This is a genomic window from Rhodococcus aetherivorans, assembly GCF_011058165.1.
Lineage (GTDB): Bacteria > Actinomycetota > Actinomycetes > Mycobacteriales > Mycobacteriaceae > Rhodococcus > Rhodococcus aetherivorans.
Window position 1 is genome coordinate 1 of the sequence record NZ_JAALEG010000006.1, and the last position, 20,571, is coordinate 20,571.

20 protein-coding genes and 1 pseudogene are annotated in these 20,571 nt (G+C 68.9%); 15 read left to right on the plus strand and 6 right to left on the minus strand.

Annotated elements, in window-relative coordinates:
* Positions 1 to 156 precede the first annotated feature (156 nt).
* On the plus strand, positions 157 to 297 hold the full coding sequence (locus G6039_RS03875; RefSeq protein WP_161780423.1) for a hypothetical protein: 141 nt from the start codon (positions 157 to 159) through the stop codon (positions 295 to 297).
* Positions 298 to 572: 275 nt separating this feature from the next.
* Here the strand turns inward: G6039_RS03875 and G6039_RS03880 are convergent, their stop codons facing one another.
* Entirely contained in the window at positions 573 to 1,082 is a 510-nt protein-coding gene (locus G6039_RS03880; protein WP_152104010.1) for a DUF4365 domain-containing protein, read from the minus strand.
* Between the two features lie 381 nt (positions 1,083 to 1,463).
* Between G6039_RS03880 and G6039_RS03885 the strand changes: the two genes are divergently transcribed.
* The 5 genes from G6039_RS03885 (at position 1,464) to G6039_RS03905 (ending at position 7,749) form a co-directional block, all read left to right on the plus strand.
* Entirely contained in the window at positions 1,464 to 3,581 is a 2,118-nt protein-coding gene (locus G6039_RS03885; RefSeq protein ID WP_029546858.1) for a DUF262 domain-containing protein, read from the plus strand.
* 454 nt (positions 3,582 to 4,035) lie between these two features.
* Complete coding sequence (locus G6039_RS31185; protein ID WP_331272269.1) at positions 4,036 to 4,344, plus strand: hypothetical protein; 309 nt, start codon at positions 4,036 to 4,038, stop codon at positions 4,342 to 4,344.
* A gap of 170 nt (positions 4,345 to 4,514) precedes the next feature.
* A complete protein-coding gene (locus G6039_RS03895) occupies positions 4,515 to 5,795 on the plus strand; it encodes a hypothetical protein (protein ID WP_043796956.1) in 1,281 nt (426 codons plus the stop codon).
* Entirely contained in the window at positions 5,792 to 6,460 is a 669-nt protein-coding gene (locus G6039_RS03900) for a DUF6308 family protein (protein WP_029546856.1), read from the plus strand. The genes G6039_RS03895 and G6039_RS03900 overlap by 4 nt, the downstream gene beginning before the upstream one ends.
* Positions 6,461 to 6,609: 149 nt before the next feature.
* The gene (locus tag G6039_RS03905) at positions 6,610 to 7,749 is read left to right on the plus strand and encodes a DUF308 domain-containing protein (RefSeq protein WP_152104011.1); all 1,140 of its coding nucleotides are present in this window, start codon (positions 6,610 to 6,612) and stop codon (positions 7,747 to 7,749) included.
* A gap of 242 nt (positions 7,750 to 7,991) precedes the next feature.
* On the opposite strand, the gene G6039_RS03910 is transcribed toward G6039_RS03905, so the two are convergent.
* From G6039_RS03910 to G6039_RS03920, 3 genes and pseudogenes are all read right to left on the minus strand, one after another.
* Complete coding sequence (locus G6039_RS03910) at positions 7,992 to 9,011, minus strand: hypothetical protein (protein ID WP_029546854.1); 1,020 nt, start codon at positions 9,009 to 9,011, stop codon at positions 7,992 to 7,994.
* 1 nt (position 9,012) lies between these two features.
* Positions 9,013 to 10,179: a site-specific integrase gene (locus tag G6039_RS03915; protein ID WP_043796961.1), complete on the minus strand. Its 1,167-nt coding sequence runs from the start codon at positions 10,177 to 10,179 to the stop codon at positions 9,013 to 9,015.
* Between the two features lie 71 nt (positions 10,180 to 10,250).
* Positions 10,251 to 10,594 (minus strand): annotated as a pseudogene (locus G6039_RS03920) (transposase); the annotation flags it as partial.
* A 115-nt stretch (positions 10,595 to 10,709) separates the two neighbouring features.
* On the opposite strand from G6039_RS03920, the gene G6039_RS03925 reads away from it, so the two are divergent.
* From G6039_RS03925 to G6039_RS03935, 3 genes are all read left to right on the plus strand, one after another.
* Positions 10,710 to 10,874, plus strand: a complete 165-nt coding sequence (locus tag G6039_RS03925; RefSeq protein WP_162472571.1) for a hypothetical protein — start codon at positions 10,710 to 10,712, stop codon at positions 10,872 to 10,874.
* A gap of 72 nt (positions 10,875 to 10,946) precedes the next feature.
* Complete coding sequence (locus G6039_RS03930) at positions 10,947 to 12,785, plus strand: AMP-dependent synthetase/ligase (RefSeq protein ID WP_043796962.1); 1,839 nt, start codon at positions 10,947 to 10,949, stop codon at positions 12,783 to 12,785.
* 19 nt (positions 12,786 to 12,804) lie between these two features.
* Positions 12,805 to 13,182: a DUF5313 family protein gene (locus tag G6039_RS03935; RefSeq protein WP_006931544.1), complete on the plus strand. Its 378-nt coding sequence runs from the start codon at positions 12,805 to 12,807 to the stop codon at positions 13,180 to 13,182.
* Positions 13,183 to 13,335: 153 nt separating this feature from the next.
* Here the strand turns inward: G6039_RS03935 and G6039_RS03940 are convergent, their stop codons facing one another.
* Positions 13,336 to 14,088 carry a FadR/GntR family transcriptional regulator gene (locus tag G6039_RS03940; protein WP_006931543.1) on the minus strand — a complete coding sequence of 251 codons (753 nt, stop codon included), beginning with the start codon at positions 14,086 to 14,088 and terminating at the stop codon, positions 13,336 to 13,338.
* Between the two features lie 146 nt (positions 14,089 to 14,234).
* Between G6039_RS03940 and rraA the strand changes: the two genes are divergently transcribed.
* The 3 genes from rraA to G6039_RS03955 all read left to right on the plus strand — a co-directional run bounded on the left by rraA (position 14,235) and on the right by G6039_RS03955 (position 15,674).
* Positions 14,235 to 14,732: a ribonuclease E activity regulator RraA gene (gene rraA / locus G6039_RS03945; protein WP_043796963.1), complete on the plus strand. Its 498-nt coding sequence runs from the start codon at positions 14,235 to 14,237 to the stop codon at positions 14,730 to 14,732.
* 199 nt (positions 14,733 to 14,931) lie between these two features.
* Positions 14,932 to 15,336 (plus strand): hypothetical protein, encoded by a 405-nt coding sequence (locus tag G6039_RS03950; protein ID WP_029546850.1) that lies wholly within the window; start codon positions 14,932 to 14,934, stop codon positions 15,334 to 15,336.
* Positions 15,337 to 15,467: 131 nt separating this feature from the next.
* Entirely contained in the window at positions 15,468 to 15,674 is a 207-nt protein-coding gene (locus tag G6039_RS03955; RefSeq protein ID WP_006931527.1) for a hypothetical protein, read from the plus strand.
* A gap of 74 nt (positions 15,675 to 15,748) precedes the next feature.
* Here the strand turns inward: G6039_RS03955 and G6039_RS03960 are convergent, their stop codons facing one another.
* The gene (locus G6039_RS03960) at positions 15,749 to 15,973 is read right to left on the minus strand and encodes an RNA-binding S4 domain-containing protein (protein ID WP_029546849.1); all 225 of its coding nucleotides are present in this window, start codon (positions 15,971 to 15,973) and stop codon (positions 15,749 to 15,751) included.
* Between the two features lie 95 nt (positions 15,974 to 16,068).
* Here G6039_RS03960 and G6039_RS03965 point away from each other — a divergent pair, with 95 nt between their 5' ends.
* From G6039_RS03965 to G6039_RS03975, 3 genes are all read left to right on the plus strand, one after another.
* On the plus strand, positions 16,069 to 17,433 hold the full coding sequence (locus G6039_RS03965; RefSeq protein WP_043802850.1) for a cryptochrome/photolyase family protein: 1,365 nt from the start codon (positions 16,069 to 16,071) through the stop codon (positions 17,431 to 17,433).
* 241 nt (positions 17,434 to 17,674) lie between these two features.
* Positions 17,675 to 19,039: a TIGR01777 family oxidoreductase gene (locus G6039_RS03970; RefSeq protein WP_043802854.1), complete on the plus strand. Its 1,365-nt coding sequence runs from the start codon at positions 17,675 to 17,677 to the stop codon at positions 19,037 to 19,039.
* An 11-nt stretch (positions 19,040 to 19,050) separates the two neighbouring features.
* Complete coding sequence (locus tag G6039_RS03975; RefSeq protein ID WP_043802857.1) at positions 19,051 to 20,556, plus strand: SDR family oxidoreductase; 1,506 nt, start codon at positions 19,051 to 19,053, stop codon at positions 20,554 to 20,556.
* Positions 20,557 to 20,571 lie beyond the last annotated feature (15 nt).

Below are 20,571 nucleotides of genomic sequence, written 5' to 3' on the forward strand. Positions count from 1 at the left end.
TGCTCTTTCGTCGAGTCGAGTTGGTAGCTCTCTCGAAGAATCACGCGGTGACCGTCTTTCGTTCGGTTACGACACGCCGGTCATCGGGATCCGATCCGGCTCGTACACCATCCTGATGGACGCAACCCCCGCGCCCCCCGCCATCTGCGAACCCGCATGGGGCCCCAAGACACGTACGTTCGGCAGCACTGGAAGAGCGATGCCAGCCCTGCAGATCTGGCGAACCGGTTGTCGAAGCATTCCCAGTTGGCCGACATCATCGGCGAGTTGCAGCGCGGCACCGACGCGGCCGGCTGACGACCGCATTGTTTCGAGGGCAGCGGGCCTGCGGATAGGCGACCGAGCAGGCTACCCCCGCAATGCGCTCCCGTACCAGCGCTCACGTACCAGGCGGAGGTCCTCCCCGTGCCCGCCCCACTCTGGCGTGCAAGGCGCAGAATCTGCTCGGCGCGATCGATCCCCGGGGGGTGCCCGGCACAGGGTTTACGGTGCGGCGACACGACTCGCTAAGCAGAACAGCGCCGGGTCGATTCCACCTGTGGTCCCGGGCGGTGGCACCCGGACGGGGATGATCACCGGTCCGGGTGGGCGTTCTCCAGCACCTGCTCGATGTGCGGCGGTGTCGCCGTCCAGGCCGCGAGGTCCTGCTGCCAACGCTTGCGGACGCTTACCCCGTACTCGGGGGCGCTCTTGAGCCCGACGTAGTCGCGGCTGACCAGGGGTGGGTGCGGATCGGACCACTCGGTGGCCGGGATCAGGAACAGGTGCGGCTCGTCGTCGGTGTCGAACACCACCAAGGCCAACACCACCCATGACTCGAGCGGGAATGTCGCCTTACGCATGAAGACGTACCCGCTGGTGACCCGGATGGCTTTGACCTGGACCATCACGTGGCGACCCCGGGCGACGTCCACGACCAGGTCCACCCCTCGGTCATCGGCCAGCGGCCGGTAGACCTGATACCCCAACAGGGCGATCCGGGCGGCGACGAACAATTCGGCGGCCGCCCCTCTGGCGAGGGAGCTCGGTGCCCGCCCACCCAACTGGACCGGTTCCGTGCCAGCTACATCGTCATTGGTCATACGCACCAGTGTCGCGGTTGCAGAGAAGGCCCTGGCAAGGTGGAGCCGTACCCACCTGCACGGATTCTCCTCAAGCTTTCGGCTATCGAACGGTGAGCACCCATCTCGGCCCTTTCCGCGTGGGAACAGTCGACGACGGTGCCGTCGTTGAGGCCGAACCGGGTAAATTTCCCGCGGTGGGCCGAGACCGCGGACCGGCTCAGCACCGCATCGACGAGGCGGTGAAGCACACCGACCCTCTCTGCCGCCGTTCCCCTACGTTCCCAGCAGGTCCGAACCCATCACTGGGCTCGTCGTTGAGGTCTCAGAGCGGCGTAGCGCTGTACCGGGAACGTGTGATCATGAAGTGGGCAGATGGGGTGATGATGCAGGAGGAGAACCGTGGAAGCGCATCCGCGCCGACTGAAGACGGTGTTTCGCAGCGATGTGCGCTTGGTGGTGCCCCTGTTTCAGCGTCCGTACGTCTGGGACGAAGACGGACAATGGGCTCCGCTGTGGGAGGACGTGATCACCACCTTCGACCGGCGTGAAGAGCGTGAAGAGGACGAGATCGCGCCCCACTTTCTCGGCGCCATCGTGCTCGAACAGAAACGTGGCGCCCTGGGCAGCCTCGAAGTCCGCGAGGTCATCGACGGACAACAACGGTTGACCACCCTGCAGATCCTCATCGCTGCGCTCCGCGACGCCTACCGTGCCCTCGGCGTCAAAACACGCCTGCTGAGCCGTCTGACCAAGACCCTGGTAAACGACGCGGACTACGTCGACAGTCCCGACGAAGAGTTCAAACTGTGGCCGACCAACCGTGACCGCAGCGCCTACACCGCTGTCATGCGAGGTGACTACCGCGACAGCACCCAAGATCCGGCCCTGCCCCGCATCGCGGCCGCATATGTCTTCTTCCGCGAACAGATCGACGCCTTCCTTGTTCGAAGCGATGAAGACGAGTCCGAGACCATCCTGGACGGTCTCGCCGAGGTGCTGCTCGAACACCTCGAAGTGGTCGTGATCGATCTCGGGGTCGACGACAATGCACAGGTCATCTTCGAAACCCTCAACGCACGAGGGACAGCGCTTCGAGCCTCCGACCTGATCAAGAACGCGTTGTTTCGGACGCTGCAGGACAGTGGCCGGCCCGTGGACATGTTGTACGAGAAGTACTGGGAACCGTTGGAGCTGCCGCAGTGGCAGACCGAGGTGCGTCTCGGGCGGCTCCGTCGTCCACGGCTGGATATCTACGTGGGGTTCTTCCTCACCGTGCTGCTGCATCGGGAAGTCCAATCCCATCAGCTGTTCACTGCCGCCCGTGCCTACTTCGGCAGCGACGCCGACCGGGCCGAGGACTTCCTGACCGAGCTCGCTCGCTACGCCCGGATCTACGACCAACTCGACACCGGACACATCGGCACCGATGCCGAACAGGGGTGCCTCACCCGACTCGAGATCGCCGACACCCAGACGATCACCCCGGTCCTGTTGTGGTTGTTCGCCCATACCGACGGTGCCGATCGGCAACGCGCCCTCACGCTCCTGGAGGCGTATGTGGTGCGCCGCGCCATCTGCCGGCTCACCTCGAAAAACTACAACCGATTGTTCCTCGAACTCCTGCGGCGCCTGTCCGCCTCCGAGGGGCCCGCCAGCGGGGTGATCGAGCAGTTCCTGACGTCCCAGGATTCGGAATCGGGCCTGTGGCCGAGCGACAGCGATCTGCGGGACGCGCTGCGCAGCCTTCCTCTGTACCGGCTGTTCAAACGGGACCGGCTGCAGCGCTTGCTGCTGGCGTTCGAACAGCACCTCACCACCGACCGCACCGAGCCGATACCCCCCAGCTCGAAACTGTCGGTCGAGCACCTGATGCCCCGCAGCTGGCACGAGCACTGGGCGCTGCCCGCGGATCCGGCGGGAGCCGAGGACGAGGAAGAGCGCCGCAACACCCTGCTCGACACGATCGGCAACCTCACGCTGATCACCGGGAAACTCAACTCCAGCCTGTCGAACGCAGCATGGAGCAAAAAACGCGAGCATCTGCTCGCACACTCGGCCCTGACGCTCAACAGATCACTGCCGACAGACTGGACCACCACCTGGATCGAACGCCGCTCCGCGATGCTGGCGCACGCAGCGACCTCGATCTGGCCCCGGCCCGCCGGGCATGGCGACTCACCTCGGCGCGTCACCGAGGCAGAGCGAGACCTCATGCCGGATCGCGGCCGGGGCCCTGACCACCCACCGCAGCGGGATTCGACACGTACCGCCGCGCCATCGACGCGCCGTGACATCGGCCAGCACATCGTCAATGCGTTCGCCGACCTCGAAGTAGGCGACTTCCTGACCATCGGTGAGATCCGCAAGACGCCTTCCCCGCAGTACCCGGTCCACGACCTTCCCTCCGCGGGGGCGATCAGTGCACGACTGTTCCCTGGCAACGGCGGTCGCACCACAGTGCCCGGCGTCGTCGGCGTAATCGCCGGCGGTCGACGAGGAGCCCGTAAGACGGGCTGAACACTCCCGGGGTTCCGTAGCACTCGCCGAAAATCCAACAAACTTCGGAATTGTGCCTGTTCAGTTCATGTTAGGAGGACCGTCGAGACAGGGAGGACGATCTCACCGGTGGTTCTACGATCGTTCCCGTGTCGATCCCGCCCGGCAGCTCCGACCCACTCGCGGACACCTCCGACGTCCCGCCCGAGGGCAAGGCCGGCATCCTCGCCTGCGCCACCGCCGCGATCGACGCGGGCGACCTCGACCAGGCCCGGCACGTGCTGCGCACCGAGTACCCGGTCACCCCGGCGGCGAAGACGGCGCGCCGGTACACCGAGCGGCAGAGCCTGCACATCTTCTACCGCGACGGATTCCTCGACCGCTATTCGGGGACGAAGCTGGTGGCATCCCGGGCGCCCTCCGGGCGTTGTCGCTGCTCGTGCCGACGGAATTCCCCTTCGATCCGCACTGGGCGATGTCGCAGTCCCACATCGCGTTCTGGGAGCTGTTCCCCACCCTCGATCATCCGGTGCCGGTCGCCCGGGGCGGCGCCGACGAGGAGTCGAACTGGGTGAGCACCTCGATGCTGCACAATTCCGCCAAGGCGAACGGGACGCTCGACGAACTCGGCTGGACCCTCGTACCGCCCGGGGACCACACCCGATGGGACGGTCTGACCGGATGGTTCGTCGAGCACCTGCGCACCCACCCCGAGATGCTGACCGACCCGTACCTCGCGCGGTGGTTCCGGGCGAGTGCAGAGATCCGCTCCGAGCTGCCCTGATACCTCCCCGTTCGCAGCTTCGTCGACGGGTACAGAACCCCTGGTGCCGCTCACGATTTCCCCGGGACACGGTCTCGGCGCACCACATCCTCTGCACGGTGTGACGTCACAGCGGTACGGCACGATGACCTCAGTGGTCTGTCGGGGCAGTGAGAACCGAGGAAGTAAGGATGTGGAACGTGAGCGCGGTGCAACAGTTCGAATCGGAGGAGCCCGAGCGCGACGAGGCGACGACCCCCTCACCCGAGGCGGACCTGATGGTCATTGCCGACGAGTTCGGGACCGCCGTCGTCGGCACCGGCGACGCGATCGAGCAGTTCTGCCGCCAGTGGGACACCCCGCTCGCGACCGTGACGACCGCACCGAACGACACCCTGGCCCGAATGAGCGCGGAACTGTTCTCCACCAGAACCGTCTCGACGGCCTATGCGATCGGCACAGCGATGCAACGCCAATTCGCCGCCAAGGCCACCGCGGGCACCACCGTCACCTTCCACCGGATGGTGCGCGATGCCGGCACCGGCAAGATCCTCTCCCACGCCCGGATCGCTCCGCCGCCGGCCGCGGCGGCGTTCGGCCCGGCCGCGGCGGCCTTGGCAGGCCTCGAGATGGCGATCGCGGCGCAGTTCGACCGGATCGACGAGCACCTCGATCGCATCGAGGACTCCGTCGATGAGATCCTGCGGCTGGCGTCCGCGCAACGGCTCGGCGACGTCTACGGCCACCACCGGCTGCTCACCCGCCGGGTACAGGCTCTCACGGACGGCGCTGCGTTGACCGCCACCGACTGGTCCTCGATCGCCGCGCTCGGGGCGGACCTCGAGGTCGGGGTCGAACGTCTGCGGTTCCACGCCCAGAAGCTGCTGGACGCGCTCGACGACAAGGCCTCCCCCGGTACGCGGGCTGATCAGCTCGCCGACGTGCTGCGCAAGGGTCGACTGCTCGAGACGTTGCAGTTGCTCATCGTGGCCCAACAGTCGCTGTTCCTGTGGCAGCGGCTGCGTCTGGTGCAGGTGCAGACCATCGAACCGCAGCATCTGCCGCAGACCATCGTTAGCGCCCGGGCGACCCTGTCCGACCAGTACACCGCCGATACCGACCTCGCCGCCCGGCTGCGACAGGTCCTTGACCACCACGCGGTCCTGAGTCCCGGCGAAGCGCATCACAAGCTGGCCGGCCGCGCCTTGACCAAACACCGCGACGGATTGGCGGCGATGGTCGAGGCGTTCATCGCGGCCCGGAACCTGCAGGTCGAGCAGTGGACCGGTGCCCGCCACGCCACCCTGGGCGAGGCCTGGTCCGCAGCGCGCACCCGCACCGGAGCCGCGGTCACCGCTGGCCGGCGCCGACTCGCCCGCGGCGCCGGCGCCGTGGCCACCTGGGTGGAACCGAAACAGCCACCCGGTAGCGACGACACCGACCCGGCCCCGGCCGCTGAGCGAGAGCAGTGACCCGCACCGGGGACGATGCGGGGGCCACCGTGTTGGTGCTCGCCGGGCGCAGCCTCGACATCGATACCGCCGTCGCGAAGGCCCATGCCTATCCGAAGGTGACCGTGGCCCGCTACGACATGCCCGGGCCCGGACCGGGCGACGCGATCACCGCCGACGACATCGCCCGCACCCACAAGGTGCGGTCCCGGATCAGTCACGCCCAACGCGACTGGTTCCTCCGTACCGCCGTCGATGCGCCGTGGGCGGCGGTGCCCGGCGAGGCGCGGCTGGTCGACGCCGACCCGAACGTCACCGGCGGACTCTACGACGGTGCCGAAGCGCTCTACGAGTATTTCCGCACCGCCGCTCCGAGACAGGTGGGAGTGGCCAAGATCAGCAAGGTGCTGCACCTCAAACGCCCGGGCTTGTTCCCCATCCTCGACTCGAAGGTCATGGCGTGCTACCGGCCCCAGGCTCGGGTGGCAGCTACCCGATACCCCCACCGCGGGCGACGAGCGATGTTCTGGGCGGCCATCCGCGACGACCTGTGCGCCAACCTTGACAGCGGTGCCCTCCCGCTGTTCCGCCGCTGCTTGGCGCAGTCCGAGAGCGAACAGGTACGCCGGATCGCGACCCTGACCGACGTGCGTCTGCTCGACCTGCTGACCTGGGCCATCGCCTGAAGCCCTGCGTGGGCATCACTTCAGCGACACGCTCGCGGGGCAACGTCCAGCACTCCGACACCTCGCGCGCTCATCGCGCCCAACATCGGCTGTCCGTCGTTTTTACTGGCCGATATTGCGCTCTTACGTCAACCACAGTCCTTCCATCGGTGCAGGTCGAGCACACCACGAATGACCTGAACCGATGGTTCGCGTCCGCGCCGGTAACCACGCTGACCGGTGCCCGGAAACCCACTCATCGCGAAAACGACGGTCCCTGGAAGACTGCCGGGGACCGTCCTCAACCCGCCAGGGAATCACTCATCTGTCGGGGAACGCGTTTCGTGTTTGTCACTGGTGTCTGCTTACATCTGAGCAAGTACTTCGGGGAGTACGTCTCGAAAACAAGGCAGTCGCAGGTGGATGTCGGATCGCCCAGAGCAGCATTGCTCTGGGCGCAGACGGCTTCTCCGCGCGACAGAAACATGACACTGATAGAGGACACGACTATGAACCTGCCGCCGTCAGATTACGCCGCCTACCCCCCGAATCCTGAGCAGCGGGTGAAGCAGAAGAACACCGTCGGCTTGATTGCTGTCATCACGGCAGTGATCGGCTTCGTCTTTGCCTGTATTCCCGGTGCTCTCATCGTCGGGTGGATTCTGCTCCCGATCGCTTTCATCCTCGGCATCGTGGGCCTATTCCAATCCGGCAAGGCCAAAGGCACAAGCATCGCTGCAGTCATCATCGCGATCGTGGGCACCATTGTCGGTTTCATCGTCTTCTTCACCGTGGTCACAGATGCTGTTGACGAAGCGTTCGGCGGATCGGACCTATCGGTAGCCGAATCCAATTCCGGCGATAGCCCCGTGACAAGCGGCGACAGCCAAGACGCCCCCGGCAGCCGGGACAACCCCCTTCCCATCGGCGCGACGGTCGTCAACGACGAGTGGAACATCGTCCTTGGTACTCCACGCGAGGCCGGTGATGAGGTCAGCGCCGAAAACCCGTTCAACGATCCTCCGGCGCCGGGAATGGAATTTTGGATCGTGCCGGTCACGGCAACCTATACCGGTGATGACACCGGACTCGCCTGGACCGATCTGACGATCAAGTTCGTCGGCTCGGACAACAAGACGTACAGCGACAGCTGCGGCGTGATCCCCGATAACCTCAATGACGTGGACGAGGTCTATCCCGGTGGTATCGCGGAGGGGAACACCTGCATTGCTGTTCCGGCCGGAGCCGACGGATTGTGGTCGGTATCTGCAGGTTTCACAGGTAAGCCCAGCTTCTTCTCCACCAGCTAGACGATATGGAGTGACGCCCGAATTGTCGTGAGCTCGCTCCCGTTGGGCCGGGCGTCCCTCGGTCCGGTGAAGGGTTCGCCCGGCGCGAGACCGATGTCAATGTCGTTCATGCTCGCTGCGCTGCGCGTGCTCCACGTTGACATCGCCGCCGGTGCCGGGCGGGTCGGCGGTGATCGAGGGACGCCCCCGGCGGTGGAGACCGCTCTTGCGGGCCGGGGCCTCACGCAGAGGCAACCGAACGATCACAGCGCATCGAGCACGGTGAGCAGTTCATCGAGCAGGGCGTCGGCGCGGGCGTCGATGTCGTCGAAGACGTTGGTGAGACCGTCGAGGCTGTCGCGAGCCTGGCGGCGGGCGGCAACTCCCCGTTCGTAGTAGTGCGGATCGAGGTCGATTTCGGTGTCGAGCCGGACGTTCGGGTCATCGTCCCGGTCTCTCTGTTTGCGCAGGGGCAGCGGCGCACGCGCCCGCGCCCGGCCGGACAGGTGGTCGCGGACCAGCGACGCGAGGGACTGCGCGGTCATCGGTTGCGGCATCAGCGGCAGGTGGCCCCAGCGGTCGATCGGGGCCAGCAGGGGTTGCCGGGCCTGCCGGTCGGTGAGCGCGACCTGGTCCACCGCGACCGGGTCGGTCAGGTGCTGGGCGAGCAGGTCGGTGTTCGGGTACGCGTCGAGGAACGTCAGGATCTCGGCCCACCTGCGGTACACCCCCACCGCCGGACTCTCGTCGGTGCCGGACTCCGGTGCCAGGCAGAACCGTTCGTCGCCCTCGGTGGTGGCGACGAGGGTGCCGGCGTCGAGGCGGATGTCGCCGCGGCGCAACCGGGCCAGCTGCGCGAACGGCATCCCGGTCGCCGCGAGCACGAGGACCAGCGCGTCGCGGCGGCCGAACACCCCGCTCGGCCAGCCGGTGGTGGGCAGCTCCGCGGCCTTGTGCAGCAGGAGCGGGGTGAGTCGGTCGAGCCGGGCGGCGCGGGCGGCATCCAGCCGGCGGCGGACGGTCTCGCTGCGGCCCGGCGACGGGTGGCCGCGGCGGGTGTGGACGGTGTTGATCGCCGACACCCGCCGCCGCTGGGTGGCGGGTGCGGCGGGATGCTCGCGCAGGAACAGCGCAAGCGCCTCGGGATCGGCGGGCAGCGGGCGTTGGTCGGTGGCAGTGCACCAGTCGGCGAACAACGCCCAGTCGTGCCGATACCGCGCCGGGATCCGCAGGCCCACTGCCGTTTCCGCAGAATCACCAAGTCGCTCGGTCGAAATGCTCACGCTACAAGCCCAGATTGGTGACAGCGTTGCCCAGGAGGGGTGCGTGTTCGCGGGCGTAGACCTCGAGCATCGCGGGGGTGGTGTGCCCGGTCTGGCGCATGATGGCGTGCGCGGAGGCGCCGTTGCGGAAGGCCTGGGTGACGAACCCGGCGCGCAGCGAATGCCCACCCAACTGCTTCACGATCTCGGGGTCGTAGCCGGCGTGGGCGGCGCGGCGGCAGATCGCGTGGTGCACCGCCGCCCCCGACAACGCGGTGGCCGAGAGGTGGCCGTTCTTGCGGATCGCGCGCAACAACGGCGCCCCGCCACCGGTGCGGGGGCGGGTGCCGCGACACACGTGCGCCGCGAACGGCTCCGCGTTCCGCAGCAGCCGGATCACGCCGGGGCGGCCGCCGGTGTCGAAGGCGGCGACGACCTGGGCCCACCGCAGCCACGCGCACGGCGGGCAACTGGTGTGGCTGTGCGTGAACGGCAGCGCCCGGACGGTGCCGCGGCCCTCCTGATCGGTCTTCGATTTCCGGAGTTTGATGTGCAGGCCGTCGAGCCGATGCAGCGCGACGTCGCCGCAGGTCAGGGCGACGAGTTCGCTGCGGCGGAACGCCCCGGCGAAGCCGAGCAGCAGGATCGCGGTGTCGCGGCGTTCGACCACCTCGTCCGCCCACCCTGCACAGTTGGCGCGGGCCTTGTCGACGATGGCGAGGACATCGGCGGTGAGCAGCGGGGCCCGCGGGGTACGGGGCCGCTCGCCGGCGGTGGCGTAGTCCCGCCGGATCCCGGACATCGTCGCTTTCACCAGGTCGTCGCCGGTGGGGCTGGGGTGTCCGCTCCGGCGGTGGTGGTGGGCGATCGCGGCGAGGCGGTGCGCCAGGGTCGCCGGGGCGTAGGCCCGCCCCCCCGCCTCGGTGACGGTGTCGGCGCACGCGACCAGGTAGGCGGCCACGGTGACCGGATGCGCCGGCAGCGCACTGTGGCCTTCGCGCTGGCACCAGGTGGTGAAGGCCCGCCACGCCGAGGCGTAGGTGCGGCGGGTGCCGGCGGCCCGCGCCGCGGCCACCGACTCCGCGATCCGGTCGGCGGTGGCCGGGGCGAGGTCCGGCAGTGCGGGCCCGGACGGGGCCGCGGGCACCACGATCTGGCCGTCGTCGGCCGGTTCCGTCTCCATATCCACGGGTGGGAACGGTACCGGGCGGCGCCGACACCGTCCCGGCGACCGAAAACACGCTCAGCTGGGGGTTCGCGACGATCGCTGCGTAAATGGCGATTTTCAGCACCATCCGGTTGGTCGTAGACCGAATGCAGCAGGGTCTTCATCGTCCCCGCAAGCGGGCGGTACCCCCAGCCACGACGACCTCGGCGTGACAGCCGCGAAGTTCGTCGCGCAGGGGTGCGGCACCTCTGCCACAAGTCGCCGGGCAGGGTCGCTCCGATCGCCGACGTCAGCCTGCGAGGGCATCGGAGGTCACCTACTTCACCCCGGTCAGCCCGTGGGCGACCAGGGATCGGGAAAAGGTCGGCCAGCCGGCCCCGTCCTCGACGGAAGTGGCATCCAAGCCCAGGATCCCGCGGTAGCCGTTGGCGTTGACTGGACGTCTCGGCTCGCCCCCGCAACGACAAGCCCGCCGAGACCGTCACCGACCCTGCCGAGGACGTGAGACCCCGCCTTGACTGCATGACCCATCGAGGAGTCACGCGACGACGTTGCACAGCCGGCACCGGCTCGCCGGGGTGCCCGGCCGATGGCAGCTGTACGCGCTCACCGACGCGATCACGGACCCGCCCCCGATCGCGCACCGGTCCCTCGACCTTTCCGTGCTCGACCGGGCCGTGCTCCGCACCGCCCGGCGCGCACCGCAGGCGCGGTGAGGGTGGACCGGACGCCGGAAGGAACAGGCCAAACCCTCCCCACGGTTCGTGCGGCCTTCCTAGACTCGGGGTATGACAGCGCTGCGAATCTCCGACGAACCCGTCGACCACTCGAAGATCGAGAAGCGGGCACCGTCGGTGGCTCGGCTCTTCCTCGATCGTGTCGCGGCCAGCCCCGGCACGGAGGCGTTCCGGTTCCCGAAGGACGACGGCTGGGAGAGCGTGACGTGGCAGCAGGTCGGTGACCGTGTCCGCCTGCTCACGGCCGGGCTGATCGCGCTCGGCGTCGAGCCCGAGGACCGTATCGCGCTGGCGTCGTCGACCCGGTACGAGTGGGTGATCGTCGACCTCGCGGTGATGTGCGCGGGCGCCGCGACCACGACGGTCTACCCCACCACCAAGGCTCCCGACGTGGGGTTCATCGTGTCCAACTCGGGCAGCCGCGTGGTCGTCGCCGAGGACAGGACGCAGGTCGACAAGCTCGTCGAGCAGCGCGCACAGCTGCCGCACGTGCAGCAGGTGGTGGTGATCGACGGCCCCGGGGACGGGGACTGGGTGATCACCCTGGCCGACCTCGAGGAGCGGGGCAGGCAGCTGATCGCGGAGTCGCCGAACGTCGTCGAGGATCGGGTCCGGGAGATCCGGCCGGAGCACCTCGCCACTCTCATCTACACGTCGGGCACCACCGGCAAGCCCAAGGGCGTTCGGCTGCCGCACTCGGCGTGGACGTACACCGCCGCCGCCGTCGATGCCCTCGGCATTCTCGGCCCGGACGATCTGCAGTACCTGTGGTTGCCCCTGTCGCACGTGTTCGGCAAGGTGCTGCTGAGCCTGCCCCTGCAGGTGGGCATGCCCACCGCCATCGACGGCCGGGTCGAGAAGATCGTCGAGAACCTCGCCGTCGTGCGGCCGACCTTCATGGGCGCGGCCCCACGCGTCTTCGAGAAGGCTCACGCGCGCATCGAGGCGATGATGGAGGAGGAGGGCGGCGCCAAGAAGAAGATCTTCGACTGGGCCGTCGGGGTCGGAACGCGGGTCTCGAAGGCCAAGCAGGAGGGCCGCAACCCGTCGCTGCTGGACCGGTTGCAGTACAAGGTCGCCGACAAGCTCGTCTTCTCCAAGATCCGGGAGCGGTTCGGCGGCCGGCTGAGGTTCTTCGTCTCCGGGTCCGCGCCGCTGGACCGCGAGGTCGCACAGTGGTTCGATGCCGTCGGCATCATCGTCCTCGAGGGGTACGGGCTGTCGGAGACCTCCGCCGCGACGTTCCTCAACCGACCGCTCGCCTACCGCTTCGGCACGGTCGGCTGGCCCTTCCCGGAGACCGAGGTCAAGATCGCCGAGGACGGGGAGATCCTCATCAAGGGTCCCGGTGTGATGAGCGGTTACCACGATCGTCCCGATGCGGACGCCGAGGCGTTCGAGGACGACGGCTGGTTCCACACCGGCGACATTGGCGAGGTGGACTCCGACGGGTTCCTGCGGATCACCGACCGCAAGAAGGACATGTTCAAGACCTCGCAGGGCAAGTACGTCGCGCCGTCCGCCATCGCCGCGACCTTCAAGGGCCTGTGCCCGTACGCGAGCGAGATCATCGTCCACGGCGAGGGCCGGCCGTACTGCGTGGCGCTGGTGGGCCTCGATCCGGAGGCGATCCACGAGTGGGCCCAGAAGAACGGCATGGGCGACAGGTCGTTCGCGGAGATCGCCCGGGACGAGAAGACCCGTGAGCTGATCGCCGGGTACATCGACCAGCTCAACGAGCAGCTCAACCGGTGGGAGGAGGTCAAGAAGTTCACCATCATCGACCGCGAGCTGTCGGTCGAGGCCGGGGACCTCACGCCGAGCATGAAACTGCGCCGCAAGATCGTCATCGACAACTTCTCCGACCGGCTCACCGGGCTGTACGGATAGGCGGCCTATCCTCGGATACATGACGAGTAGTGCGCGACCGAGTTTTACCCAGTACGTCGGATACCTGTTCGGCCGCACGCTCCCCGACTCGCTCCAGGACTGGGTCCGCAACGACCTCGTCGGGCCCGGCGCGACGATGCGTTACCTCGTGCGGTTCACCCTGCCGATCGTGCCGTTCCTGGCGCTGTTCCTGCTCATCCCCGGGCCGGTGTGGATTCCGCTGGCGATGATGGCGCTGCTCTTCATCCCGCTGGTGTACTTCGCGATCGCCCTGATGCAGATCTGGCGGCGGCACCGCCTGGAGCAGCACGGCCTCGACCCCAACCTGCTCGGCGAGAAGGCGCGGGTGCGGGCCGACCGCGAACGCAACGAGTACGAGCGACGATTCGGGCGCTGAGCCGAGCGGGAGTTTCCTGCGCCGAGGGGGCCGCTACGTAGCGCCCCACTCGCATGTCGGCGCGGCAACCTCCCCCTCGACGCGGTGCCCTGGGAGCACGGTGCCCTGGGAGCACGGTGCCCTGGGAGCTCGGTGCCCTGGGAGCACGGGGTCCTAGGACAGCACCTCGACGAGCGTGGTCGCCGAGTCACCCGTCATGTACCGCTCGACGCTGTCGAGGTGCCTGCGCCAGAACGCTTGCGCCGCCTCGGCATCGTCTCCTCGCAGCAACGTGACGAGCTTGCGGTTGGCACGCAACGCCGCGGACGCCCCGGGACGTTCCGCCGAATCGGCGCGCGTGGACAGGTACAGCGCATTGTGTGCGTCCATGATGTCGAGCAGCATCCCCGCGAGCGCCGCCATCGTCTGGTTCCCGGCGAGTTCCATCACCGCCCGGTGCACCTCGGTGTCGTACTTGGCGAAGGCGGCGGGGTCGTCGAGGAGTTCCTCGCCCCGCTCGACCAGTTCGGCGAGCGTGTCGATGCGCCCGGCGGGGGCGGCGGCGAGCAGGCCGACGGCGTCCACCTCGAGTTCGGTGCGGGCGCGGTAGACGTCGGCCAGCGGGACACCCCGGTACTGCAGCAGCAGCCCGGTGTAGCGGGCGGCGGTCGAGCCGTCCGGCGCCTGCACGCGGGCGCCGCCGTGGGCGCCGCGCAGGACGGTGATGATGCCTTCCGACTCGAGGATGCGGAACGCCTCCCGCAACGTGGGCCGGGAAACGCCGAAGCGTTCCATCAGTGCGGCCTCGTTCGGCAACGGCTCGCCGGCGTGCAGTTCCCCGGTGATGATCTGGCGGCGCAGGCTCGCGGCGATCAGTTCACCTGCCTTGGGCACGCGAACGACCGTCGAGCTTCCGTCGAGTGGCATTTCACCGTCCTGTGTGCGTCATCCATCCCAGACCCGATGGCACTTAGGATACAAGAATCTACCGGTTTGAAATCTAAAGAGGCAGATGATCTGTCTCTATCCGTCCCACGCCGAGTGGACGCCGTCACCCCACTACTCTCGGCGGTATGAGCGAACCCTCCACCAACGACGTTCCGGCCACCGCCGACCTCGCCGACGAGATCGGCCCCGACATCCGCAGCTGCGACACGCAGTTCGTCCAGTTCGGCGGCCGCGAGGTCTTCGCCGGCCCGATCACCACCATCCGCTGCTTCCAGGACAACCTGCTCGTCAAGCAGACCCTGGGCGAGCCCGGCAACGGCGGCGTCCTCGTCGTCGACGGCGATGCCAGCGTGCACACCGCCCTCGTCGGCGACATCATCGCCGGCCGCGGCGTCGACAACGGCTGGGCCGGTGTCGTCGTCAACGGCGCCGTCCGCGACTCGGCCATCCTGCGCACCCTCGAGATCGGCATCAAGGCGCTCGGCACCAACCCGCGCAAGAGCACCCAGACCGGGTCCGGCGAGAAGAACGTGCCGGTGGAGTTCGGCGGCGTCACGTTCAACCCGGGCGAGATGCTCTACAGCGACCACGACGGGATCGTCGTCCGCGCCGAGGACCGATAGGGAACCGGCACGCTCGTGGCGCTGCGAACGGCGCGGACCTCCCTGCGTGCCGCAAGGCGGAACCGGTCCGGCCGCACGAACACGCCTCCTGACGTCGCGGGCCGCCGTCCTCTCAGCCGATGGTGGCGAGGTTCGGCGGCAGTGCCCACACTGGAGGGATCACGGCCGCACGTGCGGCCCGCGACGTCAGGAGGCCCTCATGGGCGACAACAACCCGTTCGGATTCGACCCGGAAGACCTCGACCGCGTCTTCCGCGACGCCGGGGAAGGGTTGCGGGACCTGGCCGCCAAGATCGGCCGGTTCGTCGAGCAACCGGACGCCGGGATTCCGTGGTCGAGCATCTTCCCCGACCTCGGCGGCGCGCCGCACACCCGCCCGGCACCGCCCACCGCCGGCGAGACCGGCGACGGCGTGTGGGTGATCTACACGCTCGACGGCGACGGAACCGCCCGCGTCGAGCAGGTTTTCCCCACCGAACTCGAGGCGCTGCGCGCCCACAAGAACAACACCGACCCGCTCCGGTCGGTGCGCTTCCTGCCCTACGGCGTCACCGCCGGCATCCTGGACCGGCGCGAGGACAAGGACCCGGACGAAACCGACTGACAGCACCTCCGAGACAGCCTTCGCCTCCCGCACCCGGGCATCACCTGCGGGCCGAGCCGGTGTGGGGAGGTCGACCGAAAACGAGTGCGCCCCGGCCCGTATGCGCGCAAACTGGTAACCAGGAGGTCATCATGCGAGCGCTGAAGGGCCTGCTCAATGCGGTGCTGGGGATCCTCACGGCCGTGCTCGGGGCGGTGGTGGGGATCCTTGCGGCGGTGGTGTGGCTCGTCGGTGGGCTACTGTGCGTAACGATCATCCTGATTCCGCTGGGTATTCCCGTCATGCGGCTCGCCCGCCGTCTGTTCGCCCTCGGCAAACAGGTGCGGCGTCTCCCCTGAACGTCGCAGGGGACCGAGGATTTCGGAGACTGCAGCACTGGTCGCACCGGCGCTTCAGGCCGTCACCTCATAGCTCACGCCCCTGCCGTCACGCGTGCGGCGGCGGCCCCGATCTCCACGACGTCCCCGACGTGCAGCTGCCGCCCGCGCCGCACCTCCACCTCCCCGTTGACGCTGACGAGTCCCTCGGCGATCACTTCCTTCGCCTCGGCGCCGGATTCGATCAGGCTCGCCAGCTTGAGGAATTGACCGAGCCGGATGGACTCGTCGCGGATGGGCACTTCGAACACGTCGGACATGAGGCCAGTCTCTCACCCGCAGTGCTTTCGACCCGCCCGACCTCGACCCGCCCGCCCGGCCCACGCCGGGCCCCGTTCTCACGCACACTGGACGAGTGAGCCGACCCGGTATCGTCTGGTTCCGCCGTGATCTGCGGCTGCGGGACCTGCCCACCCTGTTGTCCGTCGCCGACACCTCCGACCGGGCACTCGCGCTGTTCGTGCTCGACGAGGCGCTGCTGCGCCCGTCCGGATCCCCGCGCCGCACCTTCCTCATGCGGTGCCTGCGCGCCCTCGACGAGGACCTGGGCGGACGGCTGCTCGTCACCCACGGCGACCCCGTCACCGTCGTCCCGGCACTCGCCCGGGAACTCGACGCCAACGCGGTGCACATCAGTTCCGACCACGGCCCCTATGGCACCCGCCGCGACGAGGCCGTCGAGCGGGCGCTCGGCGATGTCCCGCTGGTGCGCACCGGCTCGCCCTACGCCGTCGCGCCCGGCCGCGTCCGTAAGCCCGACGACACCCCCTACAAGGTGTTCACCCCCTTCCAGCGGGCGTGGCACGAACACGGCTGGCGAGCCCCGGCCGCCACCGACGCCGGCACCGTCGACTGGATCGACCCCGGCAATCTCGACGCGCGGGTGCCGATCCCCGGCGACGACGACCTCGACGGGGTCACGCTGCCAGCCGCCGGGGAAGCCGCCGCGCTGCACCGCTGGCACGAGTTCCGCGACGACGACCTGCCGCACTACGACACCGAGCGGGACCGACCGGACCTCGACCGCACCAGCCGGCTCTCCCCCTACCTGAAGTTCGGGTGCATCCACCCGCGCACCCTGCTGCACGACGTGCGATCCGACCACGGCGGCGCGGCGAACCGGCTGCGCAGCGAACTGGCCTGGCGCGACTTCTATGCGGACGTGCTGTACCACCGGCCCGACACGGCTCGCCGCAACTACAACCGCCGCTTCGACGACATCACCTACGACAGCGGCCCCGACGCCGAACGTGCCTTCGCCGCATGGAAGGAGGGCCGTACCGGCTTCCCCATCGTGGACGCGGGCATGCGGCAGCTGCTCGCCGAGGGCTGGATGCACAACCGGCTCCGCATGATCGTCGCGTCCTTCCTCGCCAAGGATCTGCACCTGCCCTGGTGGTGGGGCGCCCGGCATTTCATGAACCGGCTCGTCGACGGCGACCTGGCCTCGAACCAGCACGGGTGGCAGTGGACCGCCGGCAGCGGCACCGACGCCGCGCCCTACTTCAGGGTGTTCAACCCGATCACGCAGGGGGAGAAGTTCGATCCGACGGGTGAATACGTGCGCCGTTGGGTACCCGAGCTGCGGGGCGTGAACGGCAAACGCGTGCACCGGCTCCCGGACGGTCCGCCGGACGGGTACCCGGCGCCGATCGTCGACCACGCCCACGAACGGCAGGTGGCACTCGACCGGTACGGGCGGATCGGCGGAAAAGGCTGACCCATCCGGGCCGCGCACCGCTCCGAATGCCGATGGGACGGACCACCCCCGTCCCGGACGGACAACCGAGAGGAACACGACAATGCGAGAACTCGTCGAAACGGCGTTCATGGCGATCCACACTCCTCTGGTGAACGCATACACCATTCTCATCAACATGATTCCCAGCTGATTCCACAGCGGCGCCGGGAGTTCTCCCGGCGCCGCTCCCGCACACCCGGACCAGGCCGAGGAAGGCACGATGGGCATCACGTACTCGAGCGTCGTCGACGCGCCACGCCGCGACGTCTTCGATTGGCACAGCCGACCGGGTGCGGTCAGGCGCCTGCTCCCCCCGTGGCAGCCGCTGCGGGTGATCACCGAATCCGACTCCCTCGAGTCGGGCCGGGCCGTCCTCGGCCTGCCGGGCGGATTGCGCTGGATCGCCGATCACCAGCCCGACGCCTACGACCCGCCCGCACGGTTCGTCGACAGCGTCGGCCGCGACGGGCTCACGTCGCTGCCCGCGGGGATCGCCGTGTCGTGGCGGCACGAGCACACCTTCGAGGCCCTCGGCGACCGTCGCACCCGCGTCACCGACCGGGTCGACACGCCCGTCCCGGAGCAGCTGCTGAAGCAGACCTTCCTCTACCGGCACCGTCAGCTCGCCGACGACCTCGCCGCCCACCAATGGTCACACGAGCAGGGGGTGCGGCCCGCCACGGTCGCCGTCACCGGGACGTCGGGCCTGGTCGGCACCGCACTGACCGCATACCTGAGCACCGGCGGCTATCACGTCGTCAGCCTCGTACGCGGCGAACCGCGCGGCGACGACGAACGTCGCTGGGATCCGAACGACCCCGCACCCGACCTGCTCGAGGGGATCGACGCCGTCGTCCACCTCGCCGGCGCCTCGATCTCCGGGCGCTTCAGCGACGCTCACAAGACCGCGATCCGGGACAGCAGGATCGAACCCACCCGGCTGCTGGCCGATCTCGCGGCACGCACTCCGAACGGACCCGCGACGTTCGTGTCCGCGTCGGCGATCGGGTTCTACGGCTACGACCGCGGCGACGAGCCGCTCACCGAGGATGCGCAGCGCGGCACCGGGTTCCTCGCCGACGTCGTCGCCGACTGGGAGGCCGCCACCGCGCCCGCCACCGCGGGCGGGCTGCGCGTGGTACTGGTGCGGACCGGGATCGTGCAGACACCGCGCGGCGGGCCGCTGCAGTTGCAACGCCCCCTGTTCGAGGCCGGGCTCGGCGGCCGGCTCGGCACCGGCCGGCAGTGGCTGTCGTGGATCGACCTCGACGACCTGCTCGACGTCTACCACCGGGCCCTCGCCGACCCCCGCATCGCGGGCCCCATCAATGCCGTTGCACCGGAGCCGGTTCGCAACGACGAATACACCCGCACCCTTGCGCGGGTGCTGCACCGGCCGGCGCTGCTGCCGGTGCCCGGGTTCGGACCGCGGCTGCTGCTCGGCGAGGAAGGCGCGCGTGAGGTCGCCACGGCCGATCAGTGCGTCGTCCCGCGGTGCCTGGTCGACCACGGGCACCGCTTCCGCCGGCCGAAGCTCGAGGCCTGCCTGCGGCACCAACTCGGCCACATCGTGGAGAACGGATGAGTGGAGAACGGATGAGCTCCCCTCCGCTGCGCATCCTCGTCACCGGGGCGACCGGCTACATCGGGGGCCGGCTCGCCCCGCTGCTGATCGACGCGGGGCACCGGGTGCGGGTACTGGCCCGGACCCCCGACAAGTTGCGGGACGTGCCGTGGGCCGGCGACGTCGAGATCGTGCGCGGCGACCTGACCGACCCGGAGTCCCTGGCCGTCGCCTGCCGGGACATCGACGTCCTGTACTACCTGGTGCATTCGATGGGCGGGCGCGGCGAATTCATCGACACCGAACGCGCCGAGGCCGAGAACGTCGCCGCCGCCGCCCGGGCGGCCGGGGTGCAGCGCATCGTGTATCTCGGTGGGCTGCACCCGGACACGGCCGATCTCTCCACGCATCTGCGTTCCCGGGAGCAGGTGGGCCGGATCCTCGTGGAGTCCGGCGTGCCCACCCTGGTGCTGCAGGCCGGGGTGGTGATCGGTTCGGGCTCCGCGTCGTTCGAGATGATCCGGCACCTGAGCAACCGTCTGCCCCTGATGACCACCCCGAAGTGGGTGAACAACAAGATCCAGCCCATCGCGGTGCGCGACGTGCTGCACTACCTGGTGGGCGCGGCCACCGCTCCCCTCCCCCGCAGCCGCACCTACGACATCGGCGGCCCGGACGTGCTGCGCTACGGCGAGATGATGCAGGTGTACGCCGAGGTCGCGGGCCTGCGCCGGCGCCGCATCCTGGTGCTTCCCGTCCTCACTCCGAAGCTCGCGGGCCTGTGGATCGGGCTGGTCACCCCGATCCCGCCGTCGCTGGGCCGGGCGCTGATCGAGTCGCTGAGCAACGACGCGGTGGTCGCCGAACACGATATCGACGAGGTGATCCCGCCGCCGCCCGGCGGACTGACCGGCTACCGCGAGGCCGTCCGTCTGGCCCTGCACAAGCTCCAGCGCGGCGACGTCGAAACCACCTGGGCGAGCGCGTCGCCCGTCGGCGCCCCCGCCGAACCGCTGCCGTCCGACCCGCACTGGGCGGGGGAGGCGGTCTTCGTCGACGAGCGCGTTATCGACTGCGACACCGACGCCGGCACGGTGTGGGAGGTGGTCGAGAGCATCGGCGGCGAGAACGGCTGGTACTCCTTCCCGCTCGCCTGGACGATCCGCGGGTGGCTCGACCGGTTCGCCGGCGGCGTCGGTCTGTCCCGGGGCCGCCGGAACCCGCGCACCCTGCACACCGGGGACGCGCTCGACTTCTGGCGCGTCGAGCGCCTCGAACGTCCCACCCTGCTGCGGCTGCGGGCCGAGATGCGGGCGCCGGGCGGGGCGTGGCTCGAGTGGCGCATCGAGCCGCTCGATCCCGGCCGGGCCCGGCTGCACCAGAGGGCGATCTTCTTTCCGAAAGGGCTTGCAGGACGGATCTACTGGTACGCGCTCGTGCCGTTCCACGGCATCATCTTCAAGGGCATGCTCGAGAACATCGCCGGCACCGCGCACCGCACGTCGGGGCCGAATGTCACATACGGTCACGTGAAGTGATGCGGTGTGACATTC

What these genes read in the sequence shown, in the direction of transcription:
- G6039_RS03935 (WP_006931544.1), top strand. Translation starts at nt 12,805, where the DNA reads ATGACGAGTAGTGCGCGACCGAGTTTTACCCAGTACGTCGGATACCTG.
- G6039_RS03930 (WP_043796962.1), top strand. Translation starts at nt 10,947, where the DNA reads ATGACAGCGCTGCGAATCTCCGACGAACCCGTCGACCACTCGAAGATC.
- G6039_RS03950 (WP_029546850.1), top strand. Translation starts at nt 14,932, where the DNA reads ATGGGCGACAACAACCCGTTCGGATTCGACCCGGAAGACCTCGACCGC.
- G6039_RS03955 (WP_006931527.1), top strand. Translation starts at nt 15,468, where the DNA reads ATGCGAGCGCTGAAGGGCCTGCTCAATGCGGTGCTGGGGATCCTCACG.
- G6039_RS03970 (WP_043802854.1), top strand. Translation starts at nt 17,675, where the DNA reads ATGGGCATCACGTACTCGAGCGTCGTCGACGCGCCACGCCGCGACGTC.
- G6039_RS03960 (WP_029546849.1), bottom strand. Translation starts at nt 15,973, where the DNA reads ATGTCCGACGTGTTCGAAGTGCCCATCCGCGACGAGTCCATCCGGCTC.
- G6039_RS03875 (WP_161780423.1), top strand. Translation starts at nt 157, where the DNA reads ATGGGGCCCCAAGACACGTACGTTCGGCAGCACTGGAAGAGCGATGCC.
- rraA (WP_043796963.1), top strand. Translation starts at nt 14,235, where the DNA reads ATGAGCGAACCCTCCACCAACGACGTTCCGGCCACCGCCGACCTCGCC.
- G6039_RS03895 (WP_043796956.1), top strand. Translation starts at nt 4,515, where the DNA reads ATGTGGAACGTGAGCGCGGTGCAACAGTTCGAATCGGAGGAGCCCGAG.
- G6039_RS03880 (WP_152104010.1), bottom strand. Translation starts at nt 1,082, where the DNA reads ATGACCAATGACGATGTAGCTGGCACGGAACCGGTCCAGTTGGGTGGG.
- G6039_RS31185 (WP_331272269.1), top strand. Translation starts at nt 4,036, where the DNA reads ATGTCGCAGTCCCACATCGCGTTCTGGGAGCTGTTCCCCACCCTCGAT.
- G6039_RS03975 (WP_043802857.1), top strand. Translation starts at nt 19,051, where the DNA reads ATGAGCTCCCCTCCGCTGCGCATCCTCGTCACCGGGGCGACCGGCTAC.
- G6039_RS03940 (WP_006931543.1), bottom strand. Translation starts at nt 14,088, where the DNA reads ATGCCACTCGACGGAAGCTCGACGGTCGTTCGCGTGCCCAAGGCAGGT.